This is a genomic window from Paenibacillus agaridevorans, from assembly GCF_018604145.1.
Taxonomy (GTDB): domain Bacteria; phylum Bacillota; class Bacilli; order Paenibacillales; family Paenibacillaceae; genus Pristimantibacillus; species Pristimantibacillus agaridevorans.
The window spans coordinates 6,079,548-6,104,642 of the sequence record NZ_CP075889.1; the positions used below are offsets into that span (position 1 = coordinate 6,079,548).

Genomic DNA, 25,095 nt, shown 5'->3' on the forward strand with positions numbered 1-25,095 from the left:
CCGCTCTCTGCTAATCTACTTCTTCCATATCAGGTTTTGTACGTGGGGGCGCTGTGAGTAACGACAGCGCTGAGTCAATGCAATTATCGATCCATTCCCGATTAGGATTTGATTTCTTTAATACGGTAATCCCGATGAAAGCTACCACTAAGGACTGAGCTATTGCCCGACAGTTGACCGATCCAACAATCTCTCCGGAGGTTACTCCCCGTTCAAGCGTATCCTCAAATATCGCTGCCAAATATTGTTGATGCTCTCGTGTCAAAATTTCAAACTTCGCGTCTTGCGGAGCCAATTCCACCATTGTATTAATGCAGAAGCAACCATTCCGCTCATGCCTTCCGTCAGGAAATGCCCCTTCAAGAAACAGTAGCCTGAAAGCAGTCTTGACACTCGTACTTTTGTTTAGCTTCATGCGAACGGATTTAGCATGTAATTGGTTATAATTTCGAAGAGCTGATTCAAACAAAGACAATTTGTCTCCGTATGCAGCATATAAACTAGGCTTCTGAATCCCCATGCGAGATGTTAAGTCACTTAGTGAAGTAGCCTCGTACCCTTTTTCCCAAAAAACATGCATAGCTTCTGTTAATGCCTTTTGTTCATCGAACTCGCGAATTCTAGCCATAACGCCTCCCGATAAAATACCTATTGGTACATTAAATATGATATCTCAACATTTCATATAGGTCAATAATTCGTTGACATCCTTGGTTACTTATGAGTTAATTGGATTCGAAAATAAAATACCGATCGGTACATTTAAGGGAGGTTTTTTAATGTCAAGTTCCCCGAAGCTCCGTCCGAATTACATGGAATCACAAGCTCAACTTTCGAGTGCAGCGCTATTACTGTATGCGGTCATTTGCGGGTCGGCTGTAGCCACAGTTTATTATTCCCAACCTTTACTTGATGCGATTGCTTTAGAATTTGGCATCAATAGCACTATCATCGGGACGGTAGTAACAGTGACGCAGATGTGTTATGCGTTTGGATTGTTTTTCCTGGTTCCGCTAGGGGATTTGCTTGACCCACGCCGGCTTGTAACCGGGATGTTGGTGTTTATGGCGATCGCTTTAAGTATCGTTGCGTTAGCTTCGAATACTTTGTCTCTGTTCATCGGCATGGGGATGGTTGGGTTCCAGGCTGTAGTTGCACAAGTCCTTGTTGCACTCGCTGCTAACAGAGCGTCGTTGCACAGTCGTGGCCGGGCCATTGGAGTCGTTACGAGTGGTATCGTAATAGGGATTCTACTGGGCCGCACCTTCTCGGGCACCTTAGCGGATATGGCCGGATGGAGATCCGTTTATATAGTCACGGCATTAATCATGCTCTGTATGGCTTATCTATTCCTAACCGTTACATCCGCTGCACGGCGTCCGCCAAGTCAAAGCACGTATCGGGAAATGCTTAGCTCCATGAAGGATTTATTCGTTCAAATACCGCTATTGAGAATTCGTGGACTACTTGCCTTCTTCATTTTTTCGGACTTTAGTATTTTATGGTCCTCAATGGTATTGCCGATGAGCTCCCCTCCACTTTCGTTCAGCCACAGTGTCATTGGATTGTTTGGACTTGCTGGTGTAGCTGGGGCGGTGGCCGCCAGCAGTGCTGGACGACTGGCCGACCGGGGACTAGGACAACGGACGACTGGCATCGCTTTGTTACTGTTAATGTTTTCTTGGCTACCAATAGGGTTACTGCAGCATTCCATGTGGCTATTTATCATAGGGGTCGTTATGTTGGATTTCGCAGTGCAGGCGGTTCACGTTACTAATCAGAGTATGATATTAAGTGTTCGTCCAGAAGCGAGGAGCAGGCTAACCGCAGGGTACATGATCTTTTATTCTTTTGGAAGCGCAACAGGTGCAGTATTGTCGACCTGGATTTATTCTTGGGCGGGGTGGTTCGGCGTGTGCATACTGGGGGCTCTGATAAGCATGATAGCGGTGTTTTTTTGGGCATGTACTTTGAAATGTTTAGGATAATCAATTTCTTTTGTGGACGAAACTAAACAACCAGTCTCCCATGTGGATTAGGAAACTGGTTGACCTATACATGATTTATACAGTCATTGTGGTAATGCGTAGTAGTAATAACAACTCAAATATTTGGTTTCAACCTTTGTTTTCCCTCTTTTCTTGATGTATAGCGTCATTCATTCTGCAGCGAAGCATTGCAATTCTTGCTCCTCCGTTTGGAAGTTCATCTTTACGTATAATCGCAGCATAGTGGTCAGATTTAGGAAAGCCCCAAGAGTATCCATATAAATCCTCTATCCCCAAGTATTCCATAAACGGTTTTGAATCACTAAGTATCCGGTATTTTCAGGGATTGGACTTAGCTGTTGTTCCCACTGAATATCCGTATATCCAATTAAATCTGTATTCGTAGGGTTCTCCAGTTCAATTCTGATCGACTTTTTAAACGGCATAGGAAAGATGATGTCTTTCATTGCTTTTTCATCTCTTGGCAATTCATTCTTTATATCAGTTAACACCCTGCGATCCATATAATTTGAAGCATGAATAGAAGAGTCAAACTATGGATCGTTCTCCGTCCTCCTCGAACTGATCCATGTCCTCATCCTATCGCCGAACAAAGCCGCAGTTAAAGAAGAAAAGACCAGAAAACTCATGATTTATAAACATCGCTTCCTCTAAAATGAAACCATTCTATTAAAAAATAAAGAAATCCGCTTAAAGCGGAATATTTCTCATCAAATATAATGTTACATTCACGGTGAATCATTCATGGACGAACTGTCGCGCTTAGCTTGGCAATCCGTCCACACAAAAAAAGAAGACGGGGTAAACCCCCGTCTTCATCTTACTAAACATCTTATGTTATTGATTGACGAAATAAGAAACGATCAGCGCCAAAATGAAAAACCCGGCTGCTAACGCAACAGTCAGACGTTGCAGGAACAAGTCCAGGCCACGCGCCTTCTGCTTGCCGAACAGGTGCTCTGCACCGCCCGTAATCGCTCCGGACAACCCGGCGCTCTTACCCTTTTGCAACAATACGACTGCGATCAAGCCGACCGAGAAAATAACGAGCAGGATCTTCAATGCGATATCCATTCCATCCACCTCCAGCGTACCACTCCGTAAAAACACATAAATCGATTTTACCATAGCTGTTCACAATTTACAATAGGACGGGCCCGGCTTACGAAGATGCAGATGTAGCCAGTTCAGCTCCGCTTGAGACCTTCTGCGGCTTCAACGCGGAGAGCAGCAGTACGATCAGGCTTCCCGCGCTGATCCAGAATAGCGCAGCCGTTGGCTCGTTCCATTCGAAGCCGTTGCCGAAGAAAAACAATTCCCGTAAACCGTCAACCATGAACCGCATCGGCATCCAGGAATGAATCCAGTCTCGGTAGAAGCCGTTCATAAATTCTGTCGGCAGCGCAAGAAGCGGAGCGCCGAAAAACAAGAGGAGCACGAACAGAGTGATTCCCCGGATTCCCGTCCACGACAGGACGGCGGAGATCATCAGGAAAAACGCCAGAATCGAAAACGATATAAACAATCCCATATCGGCCATGTTCGGGACGTCCAAATCCAGAAAACGGTCCGCAAGCCATGTGACCAGAAATCCCGACAATAGCGCTAGAACGACGCCGACTGCCGCTTGGGTCAGCCGGGCCGCGAGTTTGCTTCCCCTTGAGGAAGCGGAAGCCGCCGCTTTGCCAACCACTAGCGTGTTGATGGCAGCGCCAGCGATGCTAGCCATCCAGATCGGCTGGAACAACGATACCGGCGCATTGCCTCTGGCCGCGTTCGCCCCCGTCTCGTTCACGTTTGTGACCTGAACCAGAATAGGCGAAGCAACAATCGCCGCCTGGGAAGGCTTAAGCGTCGCTCCGCTCGCTTCAAGCTCTTGCAACAGCCCCGCGCTAATCGTTGCGTTAAGCTTTCCGACCATGCCGCTCACCATTTGAGTGACCATATTGGCGGCCGTCGCGTTCATGCCCTGGTTAACCAGCACTTCGATTTCCGGTTGCTGAGGTGCCGGAGATCTGAGCGATGCCTGCTTCGCGCTAAAATCTGCCGCAATGATCAGCGCCCCGTAATAGTCGCGGTTATCCATGCCTTCCCTGGCAGCTTCGGCCGATTCGAGCGGCACCCATTTGACAGGCGATGCCTCGCCTTCGGCAGCCTTACCGGAAGCTTGTTTCATTTGTTCGACAAGCTGGTCCCCCATATTAACCGCCGTACCGTCCGGCAACGCAGCCCCTTCATCCAGATTGACGATGGCGATCGGCAACAAGACAGGTTTCATTGTCGCCGACGGATACAACGCCAGAACGTAAATAAACAAAACCAGCATGGCGATCAACGGCGATGCGAGAAGCAATTTGTTTTTAAACACCCGCATGTCGGCCCTCTCCTTTACCTTATCTCAAATAAACACCGTGTTGATTAATATTCACACTGTAGATTATAATGATTTTAGTCTTATGTACAATAATCAAGTTTCTGCGAAATGCCGCATACTAAACAAATCGGCGAATACTGTTTAGGAGGGCTTGCCTCTGAGCGAAGATACACCAACGCCGGACAGGCGCGTACTGCGTACGAAACGGGTCCTTCGAGACGCGCTGACGGCACTAATGGAGGAGAAGGGCTTCGAAGGCATTACGGTAAAGGATCTGACGGAGAGAGCAGATATTAATCGTGGTACGTTCTACATCCATTACCGGGACAAATACGATTTGCTGGAGCAGAGCGAAGCGGAAATTATCGGAGTCATCGAATCGATGGCGGCCGAGGGGTTCCAGAACGTGGTGCAAGGGAAGTGGAGCAATCAGGACAACGGCGCGATCGATCCGTCTCCGTTCGTGTGCAAGCTATTTGTCTATCTGCAGGAAAACGCGCCATTTATGCGCGTCATCCTTGGGGCGGGCGGAGATCCATCCTTCCAGAAACGGCTCAGGGAAGTAATCAGGCAACGTGCTTTACCCATTTTGACGAGCTCAGGAGGGGAAGTGCTCGTTCCGGCCGATTATCTAACCGCTTACGTCAGCTCCGCCCATCTCGGCGTTATTCAGAACTGGCTGGACAACGGCATGGACTTGCCTCCGGAGCAGATGGCCGATATCCTGTCCAAGCTGACGCTGCTCGGCCCGGGACATGTAGCCGGCATTACACGCAAGAGAGAAACGTAAGCAGCATTTGTCACGTAATAACAAATATTCAATTGAGGCAACATACCACTAATCAGGAGGCAAACAAAATGATCATTACAACAACTTCAACGATTGAGGGACATCCGGTCAGACAATATCTTGGCGTAGTCACGGGCGAGGTTATTATGGGGGCAAACGTATTCCGGGACTTCATGGCTTCGATCACCGACATGGTCGGCGGACGTTCGGGCGCGTACGAGTCCAAGCTGCAGGAGGCGCGCGACGCCGCTTTCGCCGAGATGACGCAGAAGGCCTCCCGTCTGGGAGCCACCGCAATCATCGGTACCGACATCGACTACGAGGTTATTCGCGACGGCATGCTGATGGTTGCGGTCAGCGGTACGGCTGTAATTGTGTAAAGCGGCCTATATTTGTTAAAGGCAGCGTTCCGCAAGGATATACGAATGCGCTGTTCGTTCCATAAGAGTTGTACGAAAAAACGCCTGCCGACCTCCTTTAACCGAGGAAGTCGACAGGCGTTGTTGTTTGCGCGTTTATGAGACACGCATGTATACAAAGGACAAAGCGGCGCAGGGCCGCGCTCGTCTTATTTGAAGCTTTTAAGGTTGTAGAACGCCGCTTTGCCGCCGTATTGAGCTGTCGAGCCCAGTTGGTCCTCGATGCGAAGCAATTGGTTGTACTTCGCTACGCGGTCCGTACGGGATGGCGCGCCTGTTTTGATCTGGCCGGCATTTGTTGCAACGGCGATGTCTGCAATCGTGCTGTCTTCGCTTTCGCCGGAACGGTGGGAGATAACCGCCGTGTAACCAGCGCGTTTAGCCATCTCGATCGCGTCGAAGGTCTCAGTCAGCGTACCGATTTGGTTCACTTTAACAAGGATGGAGTTGCCCACGCCTTGTTCGATGCCGGAGGACAGACGCTCTGTGTTCGTTACGAACAGATCGTCGCCAACGAGTTGGACTTTGCCGCCCAGCTTCTCGGTGAGAAGCTTCCAGCCATCCCAATCGTCTTCGGAACAGCCGTCTTCGATCGATACGATCGGGTATTTCTCAACCCACGATGCAAGGAGGTCAACGAACTCGGCAGGCGTGAAGGATTTGCCTTCGCCGGCCAGTACGTATTTGCCGTCCTTAAAGAATTCAGTGGAAGCAACGTCCATGCCCAGGAATACGTCAACGCCTGGCTTGTAGCCTGCGCGCTCGATCGCGGAGATGATCGTTGTGATCGCTTCTTCGTTGGAGCCCAGGTTCGGAGCGAAGCCGCCTTCGTCGCCTACAGCCGTGTTAAGACCTTTGTCATGCAGAACGGCTTTCAGGTTGTGGAAGATTTCCGCGCCGATACGAAGAGCTTCTTTGAAGTCGGAAGCGCCAACCGGCAGAACCATAAACTCTTGCACGTCGATGTTGTTGTCGGCATGCTCGCCGCCGTTGATGATGTTCATCATCGGTACCGGCAAAGTTTTGGCGTTAAATCCGCCAAGGTATGTGTACAGAGGAACGTCCAGAGCGTCGGCGGCAGCGCGGGCCACAGCCATGGAAACAGCCAGAATCGCATTAGCGCCCAAATTCGCTTTGTTAGGCGTTCCGTCCAGTTGGATCATCTTGCGGTCGATCGCGACTTGGTCAAGCGCGTCCAGGCCGATAATTTCCGGAGCGATAATCGTGTTTACGTTGTCGACGGCTTTCGTTACGCCTTTGCCGAGGTAACGGGATTTGTCGCCATCGCGAAGCTCAACGGCTTCGTAAGCGCCAGTGGAAGCGCCCGATGGCACGATCGCGCGGCCTTTGCCGCCGGATTCCAGGGCTACTTCAACTTCTACAGTCGGATTCCCGCGGGAATCCAGCACTTCGCGTGCGTATACGTCAACGATAATAGACATATTCAATACACTCCTTTTCGATTTTCAAAGTAATGAACTTGCACATTCCCTTATTCTACTATTACTTGTTCAGCAAAGTCGAGCCGGTCATCTCTTCCGGTTTGTTAAGTCTCAGCAAATCCAGCATCGTCGGAGCGATGTCGGCCAAAATGCCGCCTTCGCGCAGCGTTGCGCCAACGCTCGTTACAATCAGCGGAACCGGATTCGTCGTATGCGCCGTATGCGGACGGCCATTCTCGTCGAATACCATATCCGCATTGCCGTGGTCCGCCGTAATGATGCAGACGCCGCCTTTGGCGAGCACCGCTTCCACCACCTGGCCCAGGCACTCGTCCGTCGCTTCGACCGCCTTGATCGTCGGCTCCAGCATGCCGGAGTGGCCTACCATGTCTGGGTTCGCGAAGTTCAGGATGATCGCGTCGTGCTTATCCGCCGCAATCTCGCGTACCGTGGAAGCCGCCAGCTCGTAAGCGCTCATCGCAGGCTGCAGGTCGTATGTGGCAACCTTCGGCGAGTTGATCAGCACGCGCGTTTCGCCCGGAAGCTCCTTGTCGCGGCCGCCGCTGAAGAAAAACGTGACGTGCGGGTACTTCTCCGTCTCCGCCGTGCGAAGCTGCGTCTTGCCGTTCTGCGCCAGCACTTCGCCCAGCGTGTTGTCGAGATTTTTCGGCGAGTAAGCGACATAGCCGCCTACCGTCTCGCTAAAGAGCGTCAGGCAGACGAAGTGCAAGCCTACCGGATGATTGAATCCACGGTCGAAGCCTTGGAAGTCTTCATTCATGAATACTTGCGACAGCTGAATGGCGCGGTCCGGACGGAAGTTGAAGAATACGACGGAATCCTCGGACTCCACGAGCCCGACCGGCTTCCCGTCAGCGCCCGTAATAACCGTCGGCATCACGAATTCGTCGAACACGGATTTCTCGTACGATTCCACGACCGCCGTCAATGGATCCGCATATTGCGGTCCATCGCCGTATACCATCGCGCGATAGGACTTCTCCGTACGCTCCCAGCGTTTGTCGCGGTCCATGGCATAGTAGCGGCCTTGCACCGTCGCGATGCGGCCTACGCCGATCTCGTCGATCTTGGCGAGCAGTTGCTCCACGTAACCTTTCGCGCTGTCGGGCGATACGTCGCGGCCGTCGAGGAAAGCATGGATGTAGACGTCCTCCAGCTCTTCCTTCTTTGTCAGCTCCAGCAGAGCGAACAGATGCGCGATATGGCTGTGCACGCCGCCGTCGGACAGCAAGCCGTACAGGTGAAGCTTCTTGCCCCGGGATTTGGCGTGTCTAACCGCGCCGAGCAGCGTCTCGTTGTCGAAGAACTCGCCTTCGCGGATCGACTTGCTGATGCGGGTCAAATCCTGGTACACGATCCGGCCTGCGCCGATGTTCAGATGGCCGACCTCGGAGTTTCCCATCTGTCCTTCCGGCAGGCCTACCGCCTCGCCGGACGCCGTAAGCGTCGTATGCGGATACTGCGACCAGTACCGGTCGTAATTCGGCTTGTTCGCTTGCGCGACCGCGTTGCCTACCACATCTTCGCGAAGTCCGAAGCCGTCGAGAATAATTAGCGCTACAGGTTTGCGGGAGGCCATCTTACTTGGCCCCCTCGATCAGCGCGATGTAGGATGCAGGCTCCAGGCTTGCTCCTCCTACCAACGCGCCGTCGATGTCCGCTTGGCCCAGGTATTCGGATACGTTGTTCGGCTTCACGCTGCCGCCGTACTGGATACGTACCTTTGCCGCTATCGCCTCGTCGTACAGACCCGCGATAACGCTGCGGATGTAGCCGATCACGTCCTGAGCGTCTTCCGAAGTGGAAGATTTGCCCGTGCCGATCGCCCAGATCGGCTCGTAAGCAACGACAACTTCAGCCGCTTGCTCGGCGGACAGGCCTTGGAACGCGCCTTCCGTTTGCACTTTGCAAACTTCTTTCGTCGCGCCGGCTTCGCGCTCTTCGAGCTTCTCGCCTACGCATACGATCGGAGTCAGGCCGTGTTTGAATGCCGCTGTTGTCTTTTTGTTGACGATTTCGTCCGTTTCGCCGAAGTAAGCGCGGCGCTCGGAGTGACCGATAATCACGTATTTCACGCCAAGATCCTTTAGCATAAGACCGCTGATCTCGCCCGTGAAAGCGCCGTTGTCTTCGAAGTGAACGTTTTGCGCGCCGATTGCGATTGTCGTGCCTTTCGCCGCTTCAACAAGCGCGGGAAGCGCCGTAAACGGAGCGCAGATGACGCTTTCCACGCCCGCTACTTCCGCTTTGCCTTTCACTTCTGCCAAGAAAGCCGTCGCCTCGGAGACGGTTTTAAACATTTTCCAGTTGCCTGCAATAATCGGTGTTCTGCTCATCGCATATACCCCCTATTTGTCGTTAAGTGCCACTACGCCCGGAAGAACCTTGCCTTCCATAAATTCCAGGGAAGCGCCGCCGCCCGTGGAGATAAAGTCCATACGATCCGCCAAACCGAACTTCTCGGCTGCCGCAGCGGAGTCGCCGCCGCCGATTACCGTGTAAGCGGATGTTTCGGCCGTTGCTTGCGCAACCGCGATTGTACCATGTGCGAACGGTTCGATCTCGAATACGCCCATCGGTCCGTTCCATACGACCAGCTTGGAATTTTTGATCACGTCCGCATACAGCTCGCGGGTTTTCGGCCCGATGTCGATGCCTTCCCACTCGGCAGGGATGCCGTCTACGTCCACGATTTGCGTGTTCGCGTTTGCGCTGAAATCGTCCGTTACGACGATATCGACAGGAATGTAGAAGTTTTTGCCCAGCTTCTTCGCTTTCTCGATGAATTCGAGCGCCAGGTCCAGCTTGCTGTTGTCCACGAGTGACTTGCCGATTTCATGGCCTTGCGCTTTGAAGAAGGTGTAGGACAAGCCGCCGCCGATAATGATGTTGTCGGCGATTTCGAGCATTTTGTCGATGACCGCGATTTTGTCCTTTACTTTGGAGCCGCCTACGATTGCCGTGAACGGACGCTCAGGGTTGTTCAGCGCTTTGCCCAATACTTCAAGCTCGCGCTCCATCAGCAGACCGGATACGGCCGGCAAAATGTGCGCGATGCCTTCCGTGGAAGCATGCGCGCGGTGAGCGGCGCCGAACGCGTCGTTTACGAACAGGTCCGCCAGCTTCGCGAATGCTTGCGCCAGCTCCGGATCGTTTTTCTCTTCGCCCGGGTAGAAACGCACGTTCTCGAGCAGCAGAACGTCGCCGTTGTTCAAAGCCGCCACTTGCGCTTCGACCGCTTCGCCGATGGCTTCGTTCGCTTTCGTTACGGGCTTGCCGAGCAGCTCGGAGAGACGAGCGGCGGATGCCGTATGGCGAAGCTCTTCTACGACTTGTCCGTTAGGACGGCCAAGGTGGCTCGCCAAAATGACTTTCGCGCCTTTTTCGATCAAGAAGTTGATCGTCGGAAGCGTTTCGCGGATCCGTTTGTCATCCGTAATTTTGCCGTCTTCGAGCGGCACGTTAAAGTCCACGCGCACGAATACGCGTTTCCCTGCCAGTTCTGCTACGTCGCGAATGCTTTTTTTGTTCATGGTACGTTCCTCCACGCCTCGTATTTTAAATTGAAAATAGAATAGCAGACTCATAGCGCGTGTTCAAAAAGTTCGATTATCAACCTCTAATACAAGTTCAAAAAGTTCGGTTATCAGCACCGAGAAGATTGGAGGCAGGTAGAAACTGAGGAGCGGAGCGTAGTGGGAGCTACGTGAGCACCGGAAGGTTCGCCTGCATTCAATATTCGATGTCGACTATGCCACTTGGCATACTTCGTGATGGGAAGCGGACTTTTTGAACAACCTCTCATAGATAAAGAGCGGAAACAAGTTTCCGCTCTATTAGCTTTACGCTGTCAGGCAATATTATTGGGACAGTTTGGCGAAGTGCTCAAGCGTGCGAACCAATTGAGCAGTATAGGACATTTCGTTGTCGTACCAAGCTACCGTTTTTACCAGCTGTTGGTCGCCTACCGTCAGAACTTTCGTTTGAGTTGCGTCGAACAGGGAGCCGTAAGTGATGCCGATAACGTCGGAGGATACGATTTCGTCTTCCGTGTAACCGAAAGTTTGCGGGTCGGAAGCTTCTTTCATAACCGCGTTAACTTGCTCTGCCGTTACTTTCTCGTTAAGAACGACAACCAGCTCAGTCAGGGAGCCAGTAGGCGTAGGTACGCGTTGAGCCGCGCCGTCAAGCTTGCCTTGCAGCTCAGGAATAACCAGGCCGATCGCTTTCGCGGCGCCCGTCGTGTTAGGGATGATGTTTTCTGCCGCAGCGCGCGCACGACGGAAGTCGCCTTTCGGATGCGGAGCGTCCAGCGTGTTTTGGTCGCCTGTGTAGGCGTGGATCGTCGTCATCAGACCTTGTACGATGCCGAATTTGTCTTGCAGCGTTTTGGCCATAGGAGCCAGGCAGTTCGTTGTGCAAGATGCGCCGGAGATAACCGTTTCGGAACCGTCGAGGATATCATGGTTAACGTTGTAAACGATCGTTTTCATGTCGCCCGTAGCTGGAGCGGAGATAACCACGCGCTTAGCGCCGCCTTTAAGGTGCTTTTCGGCAGCTTCTTTAGTCGTGAAGAAGCCCGTGCACTCCAGAACGATGTCTACGCCCAGGTCGCCCCAAGGAAGCTCTTCCGGGTTGCGGTTAGCGATAACTTTAACTTCTTTGCCGTTCACTTTAAAGAAGCCGTCATGAACTTCAACGTCGCCGTCGAAGCGGCCTTGCGTTGTATCATATTTCAGAAGGTGCGCCAGCATTTTCGCATCCGTCAAGTCGTTGATCGCAACAACTTCGATTCCTTCCACGTTCTGAATACGGCGGAAAGCCAAGCGTCCAATACGTCCAAATCCGTTAATACCTACTTTAACTGTCATGAGTATTAGCCTCCTAAGCATTTTAAATGCAAATATATTTCAAGACGTTCCGCATTTCGCGCCGACTGGGCCAGCGCCTTCGCTTCGCGTCATGATGCCTGCTATGATTCCTGCCCGATCAAGTCCGCAATCTCCAGCGCCGCCGCTTCGTCCGTCACCAGCACATCGTTGTGCCCGAACCGCATGACCGCCGCGATCGCTTCGCCCTTGTCCTTGCCGCCAGCTACGGCTATAACAACTTCAGTCTTCACAATATCGTCGAGCCGTAACCCGATTGTCTGCATTTTGTGCACGACGGCCCCGCTACGGTCAAAATAATAACCGAACGCCTCCGCCAGCGCGCCTTCCTCCGCAATCTCGTCGACCATTGCCTGCTCCAGCTTCCTTCGCCTCGCCATCACCATCGCGTCGCCGATGCCGTGAACGACGATTCTCGCGCTCCGGATCACTTCGACAAGCTCCTGGATGTTGGGCTCCTGCATTAATGAAGCGAAAGCTTCTTCGCCCAGATGGTCCGGCACGTGCAGCAGTCTGTATTGACCGCCCGTCCGCTTGGCCATCGTGGAAGCGATTGTGTTGGCCTGATAATCGTGGCTCTCGCCAAGCCCGCCCCTTGCCGGAACGAACCTTACCGACTTCAGCGCCGTCGAGGTCGCAAGCTGGTTTGCCACCTGCGCGATTGTCGTACCGCCCGTGACAGCGACGACATCCGTTGGCTTAAGCGCTTCGCGAAGCACCTGCCCCGCCGCCTTGCCAAGTTCACGCTTCGCTTGCATCGAGTTTTCGGAATCGCCCGGAACAACGATCACCTGCGATAATCCGAAATACGACTTGATTCGCTCCTCGAGCTCCGACAGACCGAACATCGAGTTGTACAGGGGCTCCAGCCGCTCCAGCAGCGTTCTGCCTTCTTCGCTGATCGACATCCCCGCCGTCCCGATCTCCAGCAGTCCTTGTTCCTTGAGGAAGTCCGTCTCCGCCCGCAGCACGCGCTCCGTCATCGACAACTCGCCCGCGAGCGTCCGCCTGCCGACCGTGCCTGCAAGCATGACGTGATTCAGAATGGAATACCGTGTCCTCATCGCAACCAGAAGTTCCGGTACAAGCTGCTGCTGCATTTCAATGAGTTGACGCATCTCTAGCCTTCACTCCATCTGATTCGAATTATTGCCAGAGACCGCCACGAATCGTTGGACACATTACGTCCCACTTACTCATTTTAAGTCCCACCTTTATTTTAACCAATTCATTTCCCGTCTGCAAGTATGAAAAGTCGGATGAAAGCGATTGCCGTCACATCTTACACAAATTTAATTTTCGAATTGCTCTTGCTTTCGATACGTCAATGTCATATAATCATTTTTGCTACTGTTTTTCATACTTCACCTTTATTTCTCCGACTGAAACGCGTCGCGTTCCCCCAAGGACGATGGAAGCCGTTTCAAATGACATGCGCCCGTGGTCCAATGGATATGACGTAGGCCTCCGGAGCCTGAGATCTAGGTTCGATTCCTAGCGGGCGCGCCACTTAAACTTAAGAGACAAGCCGTTCAGCTTCTGCTGGACGGCTTTTTTGTTGTTCAGGGTGTTGTTTAGGCGTTGTTCAGGCAAGGATGCCCCTCCGAACATTTGTTGAACGGCCAAAGAAAAACGCTTACAATTGGATGGACAGCCTGCGCCTGCCGCACAGGGCGATTCTAACGGAGGGGATGTGTACAGATGAACACGATCAAAGCGCTTGCGTTGGGACATTACGAGGATGCCAAATACCATCCTTTTCAAGGCGTCGATAAAGAATTGGAGCTCATATTCAAGGAGCGGATCGATGTCGCCTGCACCGATCGTTACGATAAACTCGAGACGTCGGAGCTAGCAAAGTACCGGCTATTCATTTCCTATGCGGAATTTATGGAGGAGCAGCCGCTACCCGCCACGCAGGTCGCCGCGCTGCTAAGCTACGTAGCGAACGGAGGCGGACTTCTCGCTATCCATAACGGCATCTCCCTGCAGCGGAACGACGAACTGACCTGTATGCTCGGAGGCAGATTCACGAGCCACCCTCCGCTCACGACTCTCTCGATCACGCCGACCGACAACGATCACCCGATCCTGCGCGGGCTGGATTCCTTTGCCATCGACGACGAGCCTTACCGGTTCGATATGAATCCGCTTATGACTACGACCGTCCTTGCCGAGTATGAGCATGAGGGGCGGCGATGGCCCGCTGCATGGGCGCATTCCTACGGACTAGGGAGAGTCGTCTATCTCATGCCTGGGCACGGTCTCTCCTCCTTCCACGTCGAAGCTTACCGCTGTTTTATTCTAAACGCGGGGCTGTGGGCGGCAGGACAGGAAGTGTAATTTTTTCATAGCTACGTTCCAGTCAATGCGAGAAATGTATACACAGTATAGTCCCGCTCCCCCTGTCTGCTTCGGCAATATGTATGCGATAGATCGTTTGGTACAAAGTGTTAACGGGAACAAATATGCGGGAAGGGAAGCCATGGGCTCTTATTGCGTATATACGAAAAGAAGCCCGATCAGACAAATCGCCTGACCGGGCTTCCGGTTACATTTGCAACGACTTCATACGTTTTGTCGACACCTCGCAGGCAGCCGGCACTCTGATGTCGAGCTCGATGCCCTCCGGCGCCGCGATCTCGAGCGTCGATATCCCGCCCTCGCTCGCCGTCCACGCCACCTCCACCTTGCCTCCATCCGGCAGCGGCACGGCTCCGCGCGCCCAATCCAGATCCCCCGCCTGAGGTTCGATGATAACCTTTGTCCAGCCCGGTGCGGCGGCGCGCACGCCCAGCACGTAAGCTCCCAGGAAGTAACCCGGGGCGGCCGACCATGCATGGCAGTGGCTGCGCGTCAAATCGTTTTCGTTCGCCCGGTTCATCGTCGTATGCCCGTACATCTCCCAGCATGTCGTTGCTCCGTTGTCGATCATGAAGCCATAGTTGTATCGCATATCTTCAAGCATGCGGGTTACATTGCCTTCTTGCTTCATAAGCGCTTCATAATAGAAGAAAGACATGAACGGGCTTCCGATCTCCACGAAGCCGTCCGGCGTTTCCGCCAGATAGCCGATCAGCCGCCCCTTGCGCTCTCCCTCGGCCACGCCGGACAGCAGCGCCATCACCTGCGTCTGCATGCTGAATATATCGGAGCGCCTCCCGTCCATATGGATGCAGTCCAGATAAGCCCCGCGCTCCTCGCTCCACAGATGGGCATTAATAGCTTCAGCCAGCTTCGCGGCTGTCTCCTCGCACCAGCGCCCGTCCTCTTTCGCGCCTCCCGCCCAAGCAACCAGGCCGGCTGTTTGCCTGAGCACTTGCGCGAACAACAAGTTCTGATGCGTGACGACGCCATCGTTCGGCTGATCGATCGGCGCCCAGTCGAGCAGGTTCCATCCTTTGATCTCGAGCAGCCCCTCTCCGTTCAGCCGCTCCGCGTAATGGCGAAGCGTGAACAAGATGTGCGGAAGCATCTCTGCGCCGAACTTCCGGTCGCCGGTATGCTCCGCATATTCCACGCAGGCAGCTGCCCAGAAGAAGGTCCAGTTCGGGATGACGCTGGTCCATCCGCTCGGCACCTGATCCACGTACAGCGGCGTCTGAAAGGCGGATCCCGGCACCAGCCGCAGACAACGCTCCGCAAGCTCTGTCCCCCCGAACAAATAATAACCCACCAGCGCTTCGTTGCGGCTGTCGCCTACCCAGAACGTCTGCTCATAGGCAGGGCAGTCGACGAACGTGTCCTCCATGCACAGCTTGGTCGTATGTCTGGCCATTTCCCAAATACCGTTTAGCTTGGCATCCGAGCTCTGGAACGCGCCGATCTCCGGCGCCGGGTAGTTGCTTTGCAGCACGCGGACGCCATGGAGACGCACTGGCTTCGTCGCGCCGCGGACCGTCACGATCAGGTAGCGAAACCCCCGACGTACGGGCGAGGTATATCGCTGAAAGCCTTCGCGAGCAATGTAACGCAGCGTGTTATCCAAACCGAAGGTGTGTTGGACGTAGTCTCCCTTACGATATTCCACGCCGTACCAATCGATCGTCACGCCCGGCTCAGCCTCCAGCTCGAACTGCAGATATCCGCTCCATTCTCTGCCGAAGTCCAGCGTAAACTCCGTATCGCCATCGGCGAATACCGGCACGATTCCCGGATCCGCCGAAGATACGGCGGCTTGGGCGAGCGATAGCGGCACGGCATAAGGCTCCGACACCCGCTTCGCGAATTGAGGGGCGAAGGCGTCCTCTTCATTGGCGTATAAATAAGGGATAGGCTTGGCGGGGAATCCGCGGCCGGCCAACTCCTCCAATGTAGCGCATTCCGCGACAGCCTCCGAGAGGACCGAACTTGCCGCCTCCCATTTGGCAAACAGCGCTGCCTGGTCCTCGTAGTCGACGATAGTGAAAGCGCCCTGCGAACCGATGATTGCGAACTGCGATGCCGCTTCCTCCCGCCTTGTCAGTGTTGTTTCATCTATTAGCGGTTCTCCCGGTTCTCCTGCCGCGGTCCGGCTGTCATCGGCGACAGGCGGCTGTAGCCACTCGATCGGTTTGTCGCAATCGATGCCGATACGTTGCATGCCGCCGTGATCCGGACCAAACGCCGTATACAAGAGCAGATGGTCCCCGGAGGGCAACGTCGTTCGGAAGTGATGCAACGGAGGAGCCTGCTCCGGCTTAAGAGTTACTCCGCCAACGCGGAGTATGCCAAGGCCGCTGACGTTAAGCATGATACGAACCTCTGCCTCTTCCTGCAGGCGCAGCGTCGTGGCGAATACTCCTGCATAACACAACGGGTTGGCATTTTCCTCCCCTTGCGGCTTCATTAACGCATAATTATCAATGAAAGCCGTCAACCGGTAAGGCTGCACCCTGTTCATCGACAACACGCTGACAGGCAAGACGGGCTCCTCCGTCAGGAAGGGAATATCGCGAGGCTGCGGCGACGTCCAAGGCGCCATGCCGACCTCTCCGATGACGTCGGCACTCGCCCATGCGCGATCATCATAATCGTTGCCGCTCCAGTTCGCATCGTATTGCCGGGCATCGATACGCTCCGCGAACGCTTGCTGACACGACATGCGCGAGATGCCCCGTCCGTGGCCGCCATGCCTTGACGTACGCCATTCTCCATCAGTTGCGGCTAGCGTCAGCGGCTCCCCGCCTTTATGAGAAACGGACAGCTCCGCCAACAAACCGCCTCTGCCGCGCAAATAATAAAAGTTGCTGATACCGAAGTGCATCACCTGGACGGCAAACGTATTCCGTTCCCCTTTGCGGAGCAAATGCCCTACCTCATAAGCATCGTAAAAAATAGTAGACGGGTAATATCGCGCCGGACCTCGTCCGATGCGCTTCCCGTTTACGTAGATTTCGTACCGCGAATCCGCGGTGATCCATAATGTCGCTTTCGCGTCCGGGGACAGCCCGGCTGGATAATCGAAGGAACGGCGGAACCATCTCCATTCGTTACGGGGACTCTCCTCCTCGCCACCCCAGATCCACTTCGCCTTCCATGCCCCTTCTTTGAGCACTCCAGTCATGTTGCGTCCTCCCTCTCATCGATTCACGAATGACATCGCTTAATTTCCATTGTAGAATGGGGACAGAGGCATTTTTATACCCTATTCAGACATTATTAGCCGTCAAACAGACATATCGAACGAAGCTTTGGAGGTCTTGCACGCATGACTGTGCAACGAACGATTCAACATTATATGGAACATCATTTCTTCGGTCGGCATCCCGACGTCTATGTGCAGGAGGCCGTAGAAAACCTGTGGCTGTCCGAGCACGATCACGACTTCGTCGAGCTGATTCTCGTCACCGGGGGAAGAGGTACGCATTACGTGGACGGCGTCCCGCTGCAAGCGGAGCGAGGCGATCTGTTCGCGATACCTGTTGGCATCAGCCATATTTTCCGTCCTTCGGCGAGCGGCTCCCGCTCCTCGCGGAGCTCTCATGGCGAACGCCTGAAGGTGCTGAACTGCCTGATCAGTAAGGCTGCGCTGTCCAGACTGTCCGCTTTTCTTGGCGACGACGGGATAGCGGAATTCCTGAATTGGCTTTCCGGGAACAGCTATCATGACCATGGCCAAGACCATGACGCCAAAAGACGGAGCTGGCTGCGTGTCCGGGACGACTCCGACGAGCTTCGCGGCCTTTTCACCCGCCTTCATGCCGAATACATTGGCCCCGCAGAGCCCTTGTCGCTATGGAGCGGCGTACTAAGTCTGCTCGCCGCCGTCTATCGCCATGCCGACCTTGTTGAGGACGGCGAAATCGCGGCGCCATCTGCCGAGGCGGCTTCTCGTGCGAGTAGCCGTCCCTCTGCCGGCGTTTCCGTACGCAAGGCGCTGGCCTATATGCGAGCGCACTACGCGGAGCCGTTGACGGTCGCCGTCGTCGCCCGTGCCGCGGGCATCGGCGAGCGGCAGCTGTCGCGCTTGTTCGCCGCGGAGACAGGCCGCCCGTTCCGCCGGCATCTGGAGGATATCCGCGTCGAAGCCTGCTGCCGCTGCCTTCGCGAGGGCAGCGTGGCGATCATGGACCTGCCTCCCTTGGTCGGCTACGAGCAGTGGAAGTCGCTGAGCCGCGTCTTCCGCCAAGCCATGGGCTTGTCGCTCGGCGAATACCGCAAGCAGGCGATGCTCAACGATTAATGCGATCAATACGTATAAAACCGCCAGTCCATCCCGGAATCGGGTTGTACTGGCGGTTTTTGCCGTTATAGCTCGTTATAAACTTCGATCTCTCCCAGCTGAAGAACATAATGCCCGTTATTGTCCGGGCGCAGCCCCGATGCGGAAATTCGGATTTTATTCGTCGTATCGGCGTACCCCCAAGTATAGGCAAGCGCCGCTCCCGAGACAGGCTGAGCTTCGTTGGTTCGGGTCACCCGATCCTGCCAATTGACTCCATCCCACACTTGAATCTTAAAGTCTTTCGGGTAACCGTAAGGCTCGGTACGGCCGACAAGAACAACCTTGTTAAAGGCGACCGGAAGCCCCATATCGATTTCTATCCATTCGGCATGGTCGCTCGTTATTCCCGTCTGCGTCGAAAAATTCGTCATTCTGTTTCCGTCCGTAAGCCTGCTCTTCGGCCAGCCCGAATATTCGCTGCTTACCGTGACCGCGGCATGAAGAGCCAGGTTCGAAGGAGCTATCGGCAATGCGTACAATCTGCCCTCTCCCGGAGCAAAGGCAGACGACATTGTACCCGTGGCCGGATTGTAATTCGTGGCTGCTTCGCCTCCCGTCGTTTTGGAGATTTCCGTGACCGTGCCCGGTTTGGAAGAAAGAGTGAACGACACGGTTCTCGAATTGACCGTATCCCGGTTAGTCACCATAACATATCGGCGTCCGTCGGCGTCCGTCGAGTATCCGATTACTAACGGATCCGAAGGATTGGACGGCTGAAGGACAAAGCCCGAAGGCAGCGCGGTCGTGCCCGCGGGCAGCGTTCCGGTATGATAAACGGCCCGGGAGGTCAGCGACAGTAGCTTAGGTCCAAGTTTCAATACCTCCGCGTTCATATTTTGGACATGCGTATACGAAGCGTTTTTGGACCCGTCCGGCAACAAAATGCCGTCATGGAAAGATTCTCCTTGTCCGGACGGGGTCTCGTAGGTGAAGTAATTGATCCCCTTAGCCCCATAGGCTAGGCTCGTGTATACCTGGTACCTCATTTCTCCTTCCGTAGGCGCCCGAAGCGCCCCGGTGATGCCGACCGATTGAATATAGGTCCAAAAGTCGATCGATGCCGCCAGGGACTGCCTGCGGATGATTTCCATATTGGAATAATAATCGGCGCTGATCCCGCCGCTTAAGCTGAACGGATAATGATCGTACATCATGAAATCGGGGTCTTTGCTAGCCCAGCGGTAAACGTAATCTTCGTAGGAGAAAGCCGTCAGGTTTTGATTCAGCGTAAACCAGAAGTCGCCATCCGCGGGGCTGCCCGCCACGTAAGCCGTTCCGTCTTTCTCCCATTCCGTTCCGCTCGCCGACTTCACGACCCAACCGACCGAATCGTCCCCGCCGCCCCCATGGGTAAGCTCCCAGTAATAGGTCGTATGCGGGCTCACGGGCGCGTTCAAAGTAAATTGCGGATAATCCGTGCTCGCCCCCGACAGCGTCTGCTGCGCGATCAATGCCGTTTTGGCGGGAGAATTCCACAGCTTCAGAGTCAAAGGCTCGTTCGCTCCCCATTGGCTCTTGTCGATATTCAATTGAATCGTGGTTATCTCGGTCGTCTTCGAATTGGTCTTGAAAGACTGTCCTACCGATTGGGCCGGACTTACGAATACGCCCGTCCGTCCGCCGAAACCGAGGTTTCCCGCATAGGTAGGAAGCAAGTTCACGTACGTCAAATGACTAGGATCTGCCTGCCTGAAGAGCTCTGCCGTTCGTTGCAGGCCCGTCATGGCTTCGGCCGAGGGTTCGTCCATGAGATTATATCCGAGAAGCGCCGAATTCGTTTTGTAATGATCGGCGATTTCCTGAATTTCCGCCGCCGAAGGTTCCGACCCGCCGCTATACATCTTCTGGCCGTAATGCAGCTTGAACCAGAAATCATAAGTACTGATCGGCGAGCCGCCCTGATAAGCCATACCCCCGCTATACACGTCCGTTATACTTCCGGCCACCAAACCAATGTTAGCGGAGTCGTTGCTCGTAAGTTCCATATAATACGAAGTATTGGGGCTCAACCATTTGTAAAGACCGAAAACGGGATAATCATCGGATACGGGCCCCGTAATGGAGGCGCTGCCGATTAGATTCGTCTTGCCCGGAGAATCGTAAAGACTTAATGTAAGTGTTTTTCCGGCCGTCCACTGCGTTTTATCGATATGGAGTTGAACGGTATCGAGCGCCGTATCCGGATGTGCCGGAGTCGTAAGCGTTTGCCCTAACGACTGAGTGCTCGATACGAACTTTCCGTCGTTGCCCAATGTTTGTTCCTCGTAGAATTTATGCGAGCCTAATCGATTATCTTGAATGACGCATTTCAGCCCGGCCGCCGCACACTGCGTTAATGCCGCGTCGGTCAGTTCATAACCGTAAATTCCGTTAGACAGAAGCACATAAGTCGCGTTCATATCCTTGATCTCTCGATATTTCGCGCTCGTGGTGTTCGCGGCATCCGGAGACCAGAATATGCCTATGGGAAACGGATCGACATTGGGCGTAACCGCATGGGCTGGAGGCCCGCCGATTCCCGTCGCGAGTACGCAAACGGCCAACGCCGCGCACCAAATAGAAATCCTCTTCCTAACGCTAAAAGATAAGGCTTTTCTCATTAATAATTCCTCCTTTATGTTATAATAGCGCTTTCATTTATTGCGGAAAGAGATGCGGAGTTCTGGCTTGGAGAAACCCCGCATCTGAATCATAAACTTATTCCAAATCAGGAACCGTTTTCAAATTGTTCGTTCTTTCCTCCGAAATCTCTTCGTACCCCAGTTTTACTTCCGTTTCCTGCCACTTCGCGATAATGTCCCGGATTTCATCCTCGGATTTCGCAAGCACGCCGGACACGACCATGTCTTTCCAGCGGGTCGCGTAACCTGCCCCCTTCTTCAGTTCGATCGGTCCAGGGAGGACGTACGGGGCTTTATCGGTTATATAGCTATAGACCGGTTCGCCTTCGACATAACCCATATTTTTTAACGTTTCTACGACGTCCGGCCTTTCGTCATACGCGGTCGGAGCATAGTATTTGACCTGAAGATCAAAGTTAGGAGAAGGGCTGTAATAGTAGATCCCTTCCGGAATTTTCGCGACCAGGCTTCCGTTGAACTTTTCGATGCTGGCCTGGGTATCCACGATTTTATTGTTCGCATCGTACTCCCAATCCTTTCCTTCTTCTCCGAAGGTGGTCAACTTCCAACCCTCTTCTCCCATCGTGTACTCCATAAACTTGATAAACGCATTCAGATCTTCATCGCTGATGCTCTTCTTAATAATCCAGTACGAGTTGACTCCCAACAAGGCTTTCTTAATAAACGTCGGATCTAGCGACGGGTTCGTCTTGCTGCTGAACACGGTCGTTCCGACGAACAAACCGTCCGGATCCACGCTCGCCAAGCTATCGTTGACCGTCATGACGTGCGTGCCCCATGTTCCGAACAATCCCACTCGTCCGCTGGACGCCTTCTCGATGTATTGTCCGTACTTCATCGTCAAGCTTTCCTTGTCGATCAAGCCCTCTTTGAAAAGCGAGTTGTAATAGGCCACAAACTCGAACAAATTATCCGAGAAAACCATGTCATGCCGTTTGACTTTGCCGTCCGTTTTATCCGTGAACCAATCGTTTAGACCGACCGTAATGTTGCCGGAGCCCGCATACGAATATTCCGGATTATCGAACATGTACTTGTTGTTCCAGAACATCTCTCCGAAGTCGATCGAAGGAATGACCTTCTGCCCGTCGGGCAGCTTGATGTTATCCCTGAACGCGATCAACGTATCCCGCAATTCGTCCGTTGTCTTAGGTACGGGCAGGCCAAGCTCATCGAGCCAATCTTTCCGAATGAGCGGCGCGGTAGCCGGCTTGGTCCCCTTCGGCGATTCATACCCCTGGGGCACGCGGAACAGCTTCCCGGTCTCCACATCCCTGTTTAACGGCAGCAGTTGGCTAACTTGGGCTTTATACGTTGGCATCCGGTCCAGGATCTCGTTCCAATCCAGCAGAATGTCGTTTCTTCCCAACGCATCGATCGTTTGCGCCGCCAGCGTGGAGCTTGTCGTCATTAAGATGTCCGGCATGTCCGCCGCTTTCGTGGCCGCCCACAGCTGAAGCTTCTTATCCGCTTCGTCGGAGCTTCCTACTTTGAATACGTTTAGCTTCACTTTGAAGCCCAGTTCTTTCGCGAGCACGGGTCCGATTCTGTCCTTCGATTCTTCGACGGTCGGCCATCCCCAGTTGAACATGGACACGGTGAGCTCCGACGGAAGCGCCTCCTCCGGGGGCTCGGCCGAAGCGGTCGCCTCTTGTCCGGACGAAGACGCCGCGGGGCTGGACGCTTTGAGCGCGTCGTTCGTTTTGGCGCAGCCGGCCAGAACGCTTGAAGTCGCGAACGCCAGCATAGCCAGCGAAACCAACATTTTCTTTTTCATCGTCATGCTAACCTCTCCCTTTTGATTTCATTATATATAAATACCGTGAGGTACTCATACCGCCTATCCGATTAACCTTTGACCGATCCTAACATCATGCCTTTGACGAAATACTTCTGAAGAAAAGGATAGACGACGATAACCGGAACCGTCGTGATGACCAGCATGGCCATCTTGACCGACTCTGCCGTCACGGTCGCTTTGAAGCCCGAATCCATCTTGGAAATAGACGCGATGTTGGACGCTTCGTTGGTTTGAATGATTTTCAGCAGCACGTTCTGGGCGGTCCAAAGGTCTTCGCTGGTCATATAGGTAAATCCGGAAAACCAATCGTTCCAGTGGAATACCCCGATAAACAGCGCAACCGTCGCCAGCACCGGCGTGCTCAGCGGAACGACGATTCGCCAGAAAAGGGAAAAATCGCTCGCTCCGTCGATAACCGCGGATTCTTCCAATGCGGCCGGAAGTTCGTTCAAGAAGGTTCGCAAAATCAAAATATGAAAGGTCGCGAGCAAATGGGGCAACACGTAAACCATAACGTTGTTGACCAAACCCAGCATATCCATAACGACGTAAGTCGGGATAAGGCCGCCGGAGAAATACATCGGAATCAGCATCCACCATGTCAGGAATTTGCGGAATACGAAGTGCTTTTTCGTTAACGCAAAGGCAAACATCGCGGTAAGGAGCAAATGCAGAACGGACCCGACGATGACCCGGAACAACGTAATTTGGTAGGCGTTCAACAGCTCCGACGTTTGGAAAATCGCTTTATAATTTTCGAAGGAAAAAACTCTCACCCACAGATAGAGCCCTCCGCGCTGCGCGTCCAGCGGATCGTTAAGGGAAACGATCAAGACGTAGTAGAACGGATAGATGCAGGCCAGCGTGAAGAGCAGCATGACCAGGCCGTTGACCACGGCGAACAGGTCCGGTTTTCGTTTGTTCATAGCCTTGCCTCCGTAATCAGATGATGGAATCGCTTTTGGCCGCTTTCGCCAAATAATTGCACACGATGAACAAAGCCAGACCGATAAAGGCTTGGAAGATGCCCATGGCCGTTCCGATCGAATACCCCATTAAGCCCATATCCTTTAAGTAACGGAGAACGAGCGTGTCCAGAATTTCGGCCTGCTGCTGAACGGTTACGTTGGACATCGTCCACATTTGATCCTGACCCGCCTTTAGCAGGTTCGAAGCATTGAGAATGAACATGAGCACGATCGTGTTTTTGATGCCGGGAAGGGAGATGTGCCAGATTTGCCTGAACCGGTTGGCTCCGTCCATCTTGGCCGCCTCGTACTGCTGGACGTCGATCGCGGACAGAGACGCGATAAAGATAATCGCGCTAAACCCCATGTTTTTCCACGCTTCGGTAAATAGAATGATGGGATAAAAAGCGTCTTTATCGGCCATGAAATGAAACGGCTCTTTCAGGATCCCAAGGGAGACGAGCAGGTCGTTCACCACTCCGCCGTCTATGGACAAGAGTTTGTACCAGATTCCCGCCGCGATGACCCAAGAGACGAAATACGGCAAATAGGAGGTCGTCTGCACGAATTTCCGGAACCATCCCGTGCTAATTTCATTGATCAGGAGAGCAAAAACGACCGTCGCCGGGAAGAGCAGGATTAATTTCAAAGCGCTAATCAGGATCGTGTTCCGAAGCGCGTTATTAAAATCGGGCATATCGAATAACGTGTTGAAATTATCGAATCCGACGAAGTCGCTTCGAAATACGCCTTTGAAGACGTCGAAGTCCTGGAACGAAATGACGATGCCGTACATCGGAAAATAGGAAAACACGAGAAAAAACAGAAATCCGGGCAACGCGAACGCGATCAACCATTTTTGACGATAAAGCTTGTTCATACCTTTCACCTGCTTACTTATAAAATAGTTCCATAAAAATTGTAAGCGCTTTCTTAATAAGCTGAGAAGAATCCGCCGTTCCTCGCATAGCCTTGGTTCTTCTAAAGCGATGCTCGTGACGGACTCGACCTCTCGCCGATTGCGCCCTGCTTAT

20 protein-coding genes and 1 tRNA gene are annotated in these 25,095 nt (G+C 53.4%); 6 read left to right on the forward strand and 15 right to left on the reverse strand.

The window, feature by feature from the left end:
- Window positions 1-10 precede the first annotated feature (10 nt).
- Window positions 11-628, reverse strand: coding sequence for a TetR/AcrR family transcriptional regulator (locus KJW29_RS24305; protein ID WP_214626583.1), 618 nt, complete (start codon window positions 626-628; stop codon window positions 11-13).
- Window positions 629-779: 151 nt separating this feature from the next.
- On the opposite strand from KJW29_RS24305, the gene KJW29_RS24310 reads away from it, so the two are divergent.
- The gene (locus KJW29_RS24310) at window positions 780-1,988 is read left to right on the forward strand and encodes an MFS transporter (protein WP_214626584.1); all 1,209 of its coding nucleotides are present in this window, start codon (window positions 780-782) and stop codon (window positions 1,986-1,988) included.
- Window positions 1,989-2,275: 287 nt separating this feature from the next.
- Here KJW29_RS24310 and KJW29_RS24315 read toward each other — a convergent pair whose 3' ends face one another.
- The 3 genes from KJW29_RS24315 to KJW29_RS24325 all read right to left on the reverse strand — a co-directional run bounded on the left by KJW29_RS24315 (window position 2,276) and on the right by KJW29_RS24325 (window position 4,383).
- Complete coding sequence (locus tag KJW29_RS24315; RefSeq protein WP_214626585.1) at window positions 2,276-2,455, reverse strand: DUF2961 domain-containing protein; 180 nt, start codon at window positions 2,453-2,455, stop codon at window positions 2,276-2,278.
- A 391-nt stretch (window positions 2,456-2,846) separates the two neighbouring features.
- Window positions 2,847-3,083 carry a preprotein translocase subunit SecG gene (gene secG, locus KJW29_RS24320; protein ID WP_087571782.1) on the reverse strand — a complete coding sequence of 79 codons (237 nt, stop codon included), beginning with the start codon at window positions 3,081-3,083 and terminating at the stop codon, window positions 2,847-2,849.
- 88 nt (window positions 3,084-3,171) lie between these two features.
- A complete protein-coding gene (locus tag KJW29_RS24325) occupies window positions 3,172-4,383 on the reverse strand; it encodes a YhgE/Pip domain-containing protein (RefSeq protein WP_246608358.1) in 1,212 nt (403 codons plus the stop codon).
- 151 nt (window positions 4,384-4,534) lie between these two features.
- Between KJW29_RS24325 and KJW29_RS24330 the strand changes: the two genes are divergently transcribed.
- Window positions 4,535-5,173: a TetR/AcrR family transcriptional regulator gene (locus KJW29_RS24330; protein ID WP_246608359.1), complete on the forward strand. Its 639-nt coding sequence runs from the start codon at window positions 4,535-4,537 to the stop codon at window positions 5,171-5,173.
- A 68-nt stretch (window positions 5,174-5,241) separates the two neighbouring features.
- Window positions 5,242-5,553 carry a YbjQ family protein gene (locus KJW29_RS24335; RefSeq protein ID WP_214626586.1) on the forward strand — a complete coding sequence of 104 codons (312 nt, stop codon included), beginning with the start codon at window positions 5,242-5,244 and terminating at the stop codon, window positions 5,551-5,553.
- Between the two features lie 188 nt (window positions 5,554-5,741).
- Here KJW29_RS24335 and eno read toward each other — a convergent pair whose 3' ends face one another.
- The 6 genes from eno to KJW29_RS24365 all read right to left on the reverse strand — a co-directional run bounded on the left by eno (window position 5,742) and on the right by KJW29_RS24365 (window position 13,062).
- Entirely contained in the window at window positions 5,742-7,034 is a 1,293-nt protein-coding gene (gene eno / locus KJW29_RS24340) for a phosphopyruvate hydratase (protein WP_087571780.1), read from the reverse strand.
- 61 nt (window positions 7,035-7,095) lie between these two features.
- Window positions 7,096-8,634 carry a 2,3-bisphosphoglycerate-independent phosphoglycerate mutase gene (gene gpmI, locus KJW29_RS24345; RefSeq protein WP_214626587.1) on the reverse strand — a complete coding sequence of 513 codons (1,539 nt, stop codon included), beginning with the start codon at window positions 8,632-8,634 and terminating at the stop codon, window positions 7,096-7,098.
- Between the two features lies 1 nt (window position 8,635).
- Window positions 8,636-9,391, reverse strand: a complete 756-nt coding sequence (tpiA, locus tag KJW29_RS24350) for a triose-phosphate isomerase (RefSeq protein WP_214626588.1) — start codon at window positions 9,389-9,391, stop codon at window positions 8,636-8,638.
- Window positions 9,392-9,403: 12 nt separating this feature from the next.
- A complete protein-coding gene (locus KJW29_RS24355; protein ID WP_214626589.1) occupies window positions 9,404-10,588 on the reverse strand; it encodes a phosphoglycerate kinase in 1,185 nt (394 codons plus the stop codon).
- A 327-nt stretch (window positions 10,589-10,915) separates the two neighbouring features.
- Complete coding sequence (gene gap, locus KJW29_RS24360) at window positions 10,916-11,926, reverse strand: type I glyceraldehyde-3-phosphate dehydrogenase (RefSeq protein WP_214626590.1); 1,011 nt, start codon at window positions 11,924-11,926, stop codon at window positions 10,916-10,918.
- Window positions 11,927-12,027: 101 nt separating this feature from the next.
- The gene (locus tag KJW29_RS24365) at window positions 12,028-13,062 is read right to left on the reverse strand and encodes a sugar-binding transcriptional regulator (protein ID WP_087571775.1); all 1,035 of its coding nucleotides are present in this window, start codon (window positions 13,060-13,062) and stop codon (window positions 12,028-12,030) included.
- Between the two features lie 316 nt (window positions 13,063-13,378).
- On the opposite strand from KJW29_RS24365, the gene KJW29_RS24370 reads away from it, so the two are divergent.
- Together KJW29_RS24370 and KJW29_RS24375 are read left to right on the forward strand one after the other, a co-directional pair.
- Window positions 13,379-13,453 (forward strand) — tRNA-Arg (locus KJW29_RS24370).
- A 192-nt stretch (window positions 13,454-13,645) separates the two neighbouring features.
- Window positions 13,646-14,287: a ThuA domain-containing protein gene (locus tag KJW29_RS24375; protein WP_246608360.1), complete on the forward strand. Its 642-nt coding sequence runs from the start codon at window positions 13,646-13,648 to the stop codon at window positions 14,285-14,287.
- Window positions 14,288-14,495: 208 nt separating this feature from the next.
- Here the strand turns inward: KJW29_RS24375 and KJW29_RS24380 are convergent, their stop codons facing one another.
- On the reverse strand, window positions 14,496-17,489 hold the full coding sequence (locus KJW29_RS24380; RefSeq protein WP_214626591.1) for a family 78 glycoside hydrolase catalytic domain: 2,994 nt from the start codon (window positions 17,487-17,489) through the stop codon (window positions 14,496-14,498).
- A 144-nt stretch (window positions 17,490-17,633) separates the two neighbouring features.
- Here KJW29_RS24380 and KJW29_RS24385 point away from each other — a divergent pair, with 144 nt between their 5' ends.
- A complete protein-coding gene (locus KJW29_RS24385; RefSeq protein WP_214626592.1) occupies window positions 17,634-18,608 on the forward strand; it encodes a helix-turn-helix domain-containing protein in 975 nt (324 codons plus the stop codon).
- Window positions 18,609-18,673: 65 nt separating this feature from the next.
- On the opposite strand, the gene KJW29_RS24390 is transcribed toward KJW29_RS24385, so the two are convergent.
- The 4 genes from KJW29_RS24390 to KJW29_RS24405 all read right to left on the reverse strand — a co-directional run bounded on the left by KJW29_RS24390 (window position 18,674) and on the right by KJW29_RS24405 (window position 24,941).
- On the reverse strand, window positions 18,674-21,250 hold the full coding sequence (locus KJW29_RS24390; RefSeq protein ID WP_214626593.1) for a discoidin domain-containing protein: 2,577 nt from the start codon (window positions 21,248-21,250) through the stop codon (window positions 18,674-18,676).
- A 97-nt stretch (window positions 21,251-21,347) separates the two neighbouring features.
- Window positions 21,348-23,075, reverse strand: coding sequence for a type 2 periplasmic-binding domain-containing protein (locus KJW29_RS24395; RefSeq protein ID WP_214626594.1), 1,728 nt, complete (start codon window positions 23,073-23,075; stop codon window positions 21,348-21,350).
- A 65-nt stretch (window positions 23,076-23,140) separates the two neighbouring features.
- Entirely contained in the window at window positions 23,141-24,019 is an 879-nt protein-coding gene (locus KJW29_RS24400) for a carbohydrate ABC transporter permease (RefSeq protein WP_214626595.1), read from the reverse strand.
- A 16-nt stretch (window positions 24,020-24,035) separates the two neighbouring features.
- Window positions 24,036-24,941: an ABC transporter permease gene (locus KJW29_RS24405; protein WP_214626596.1), complete on the reverse strand. Its 906-nt coding sequence runs from the start codon at window positions 24,939-24,941 to the stop codon at window positions 24,036-24,038.
- Between the last annotated feature and the right edge of the window lie 154 nt (window positions 24,942-25,095).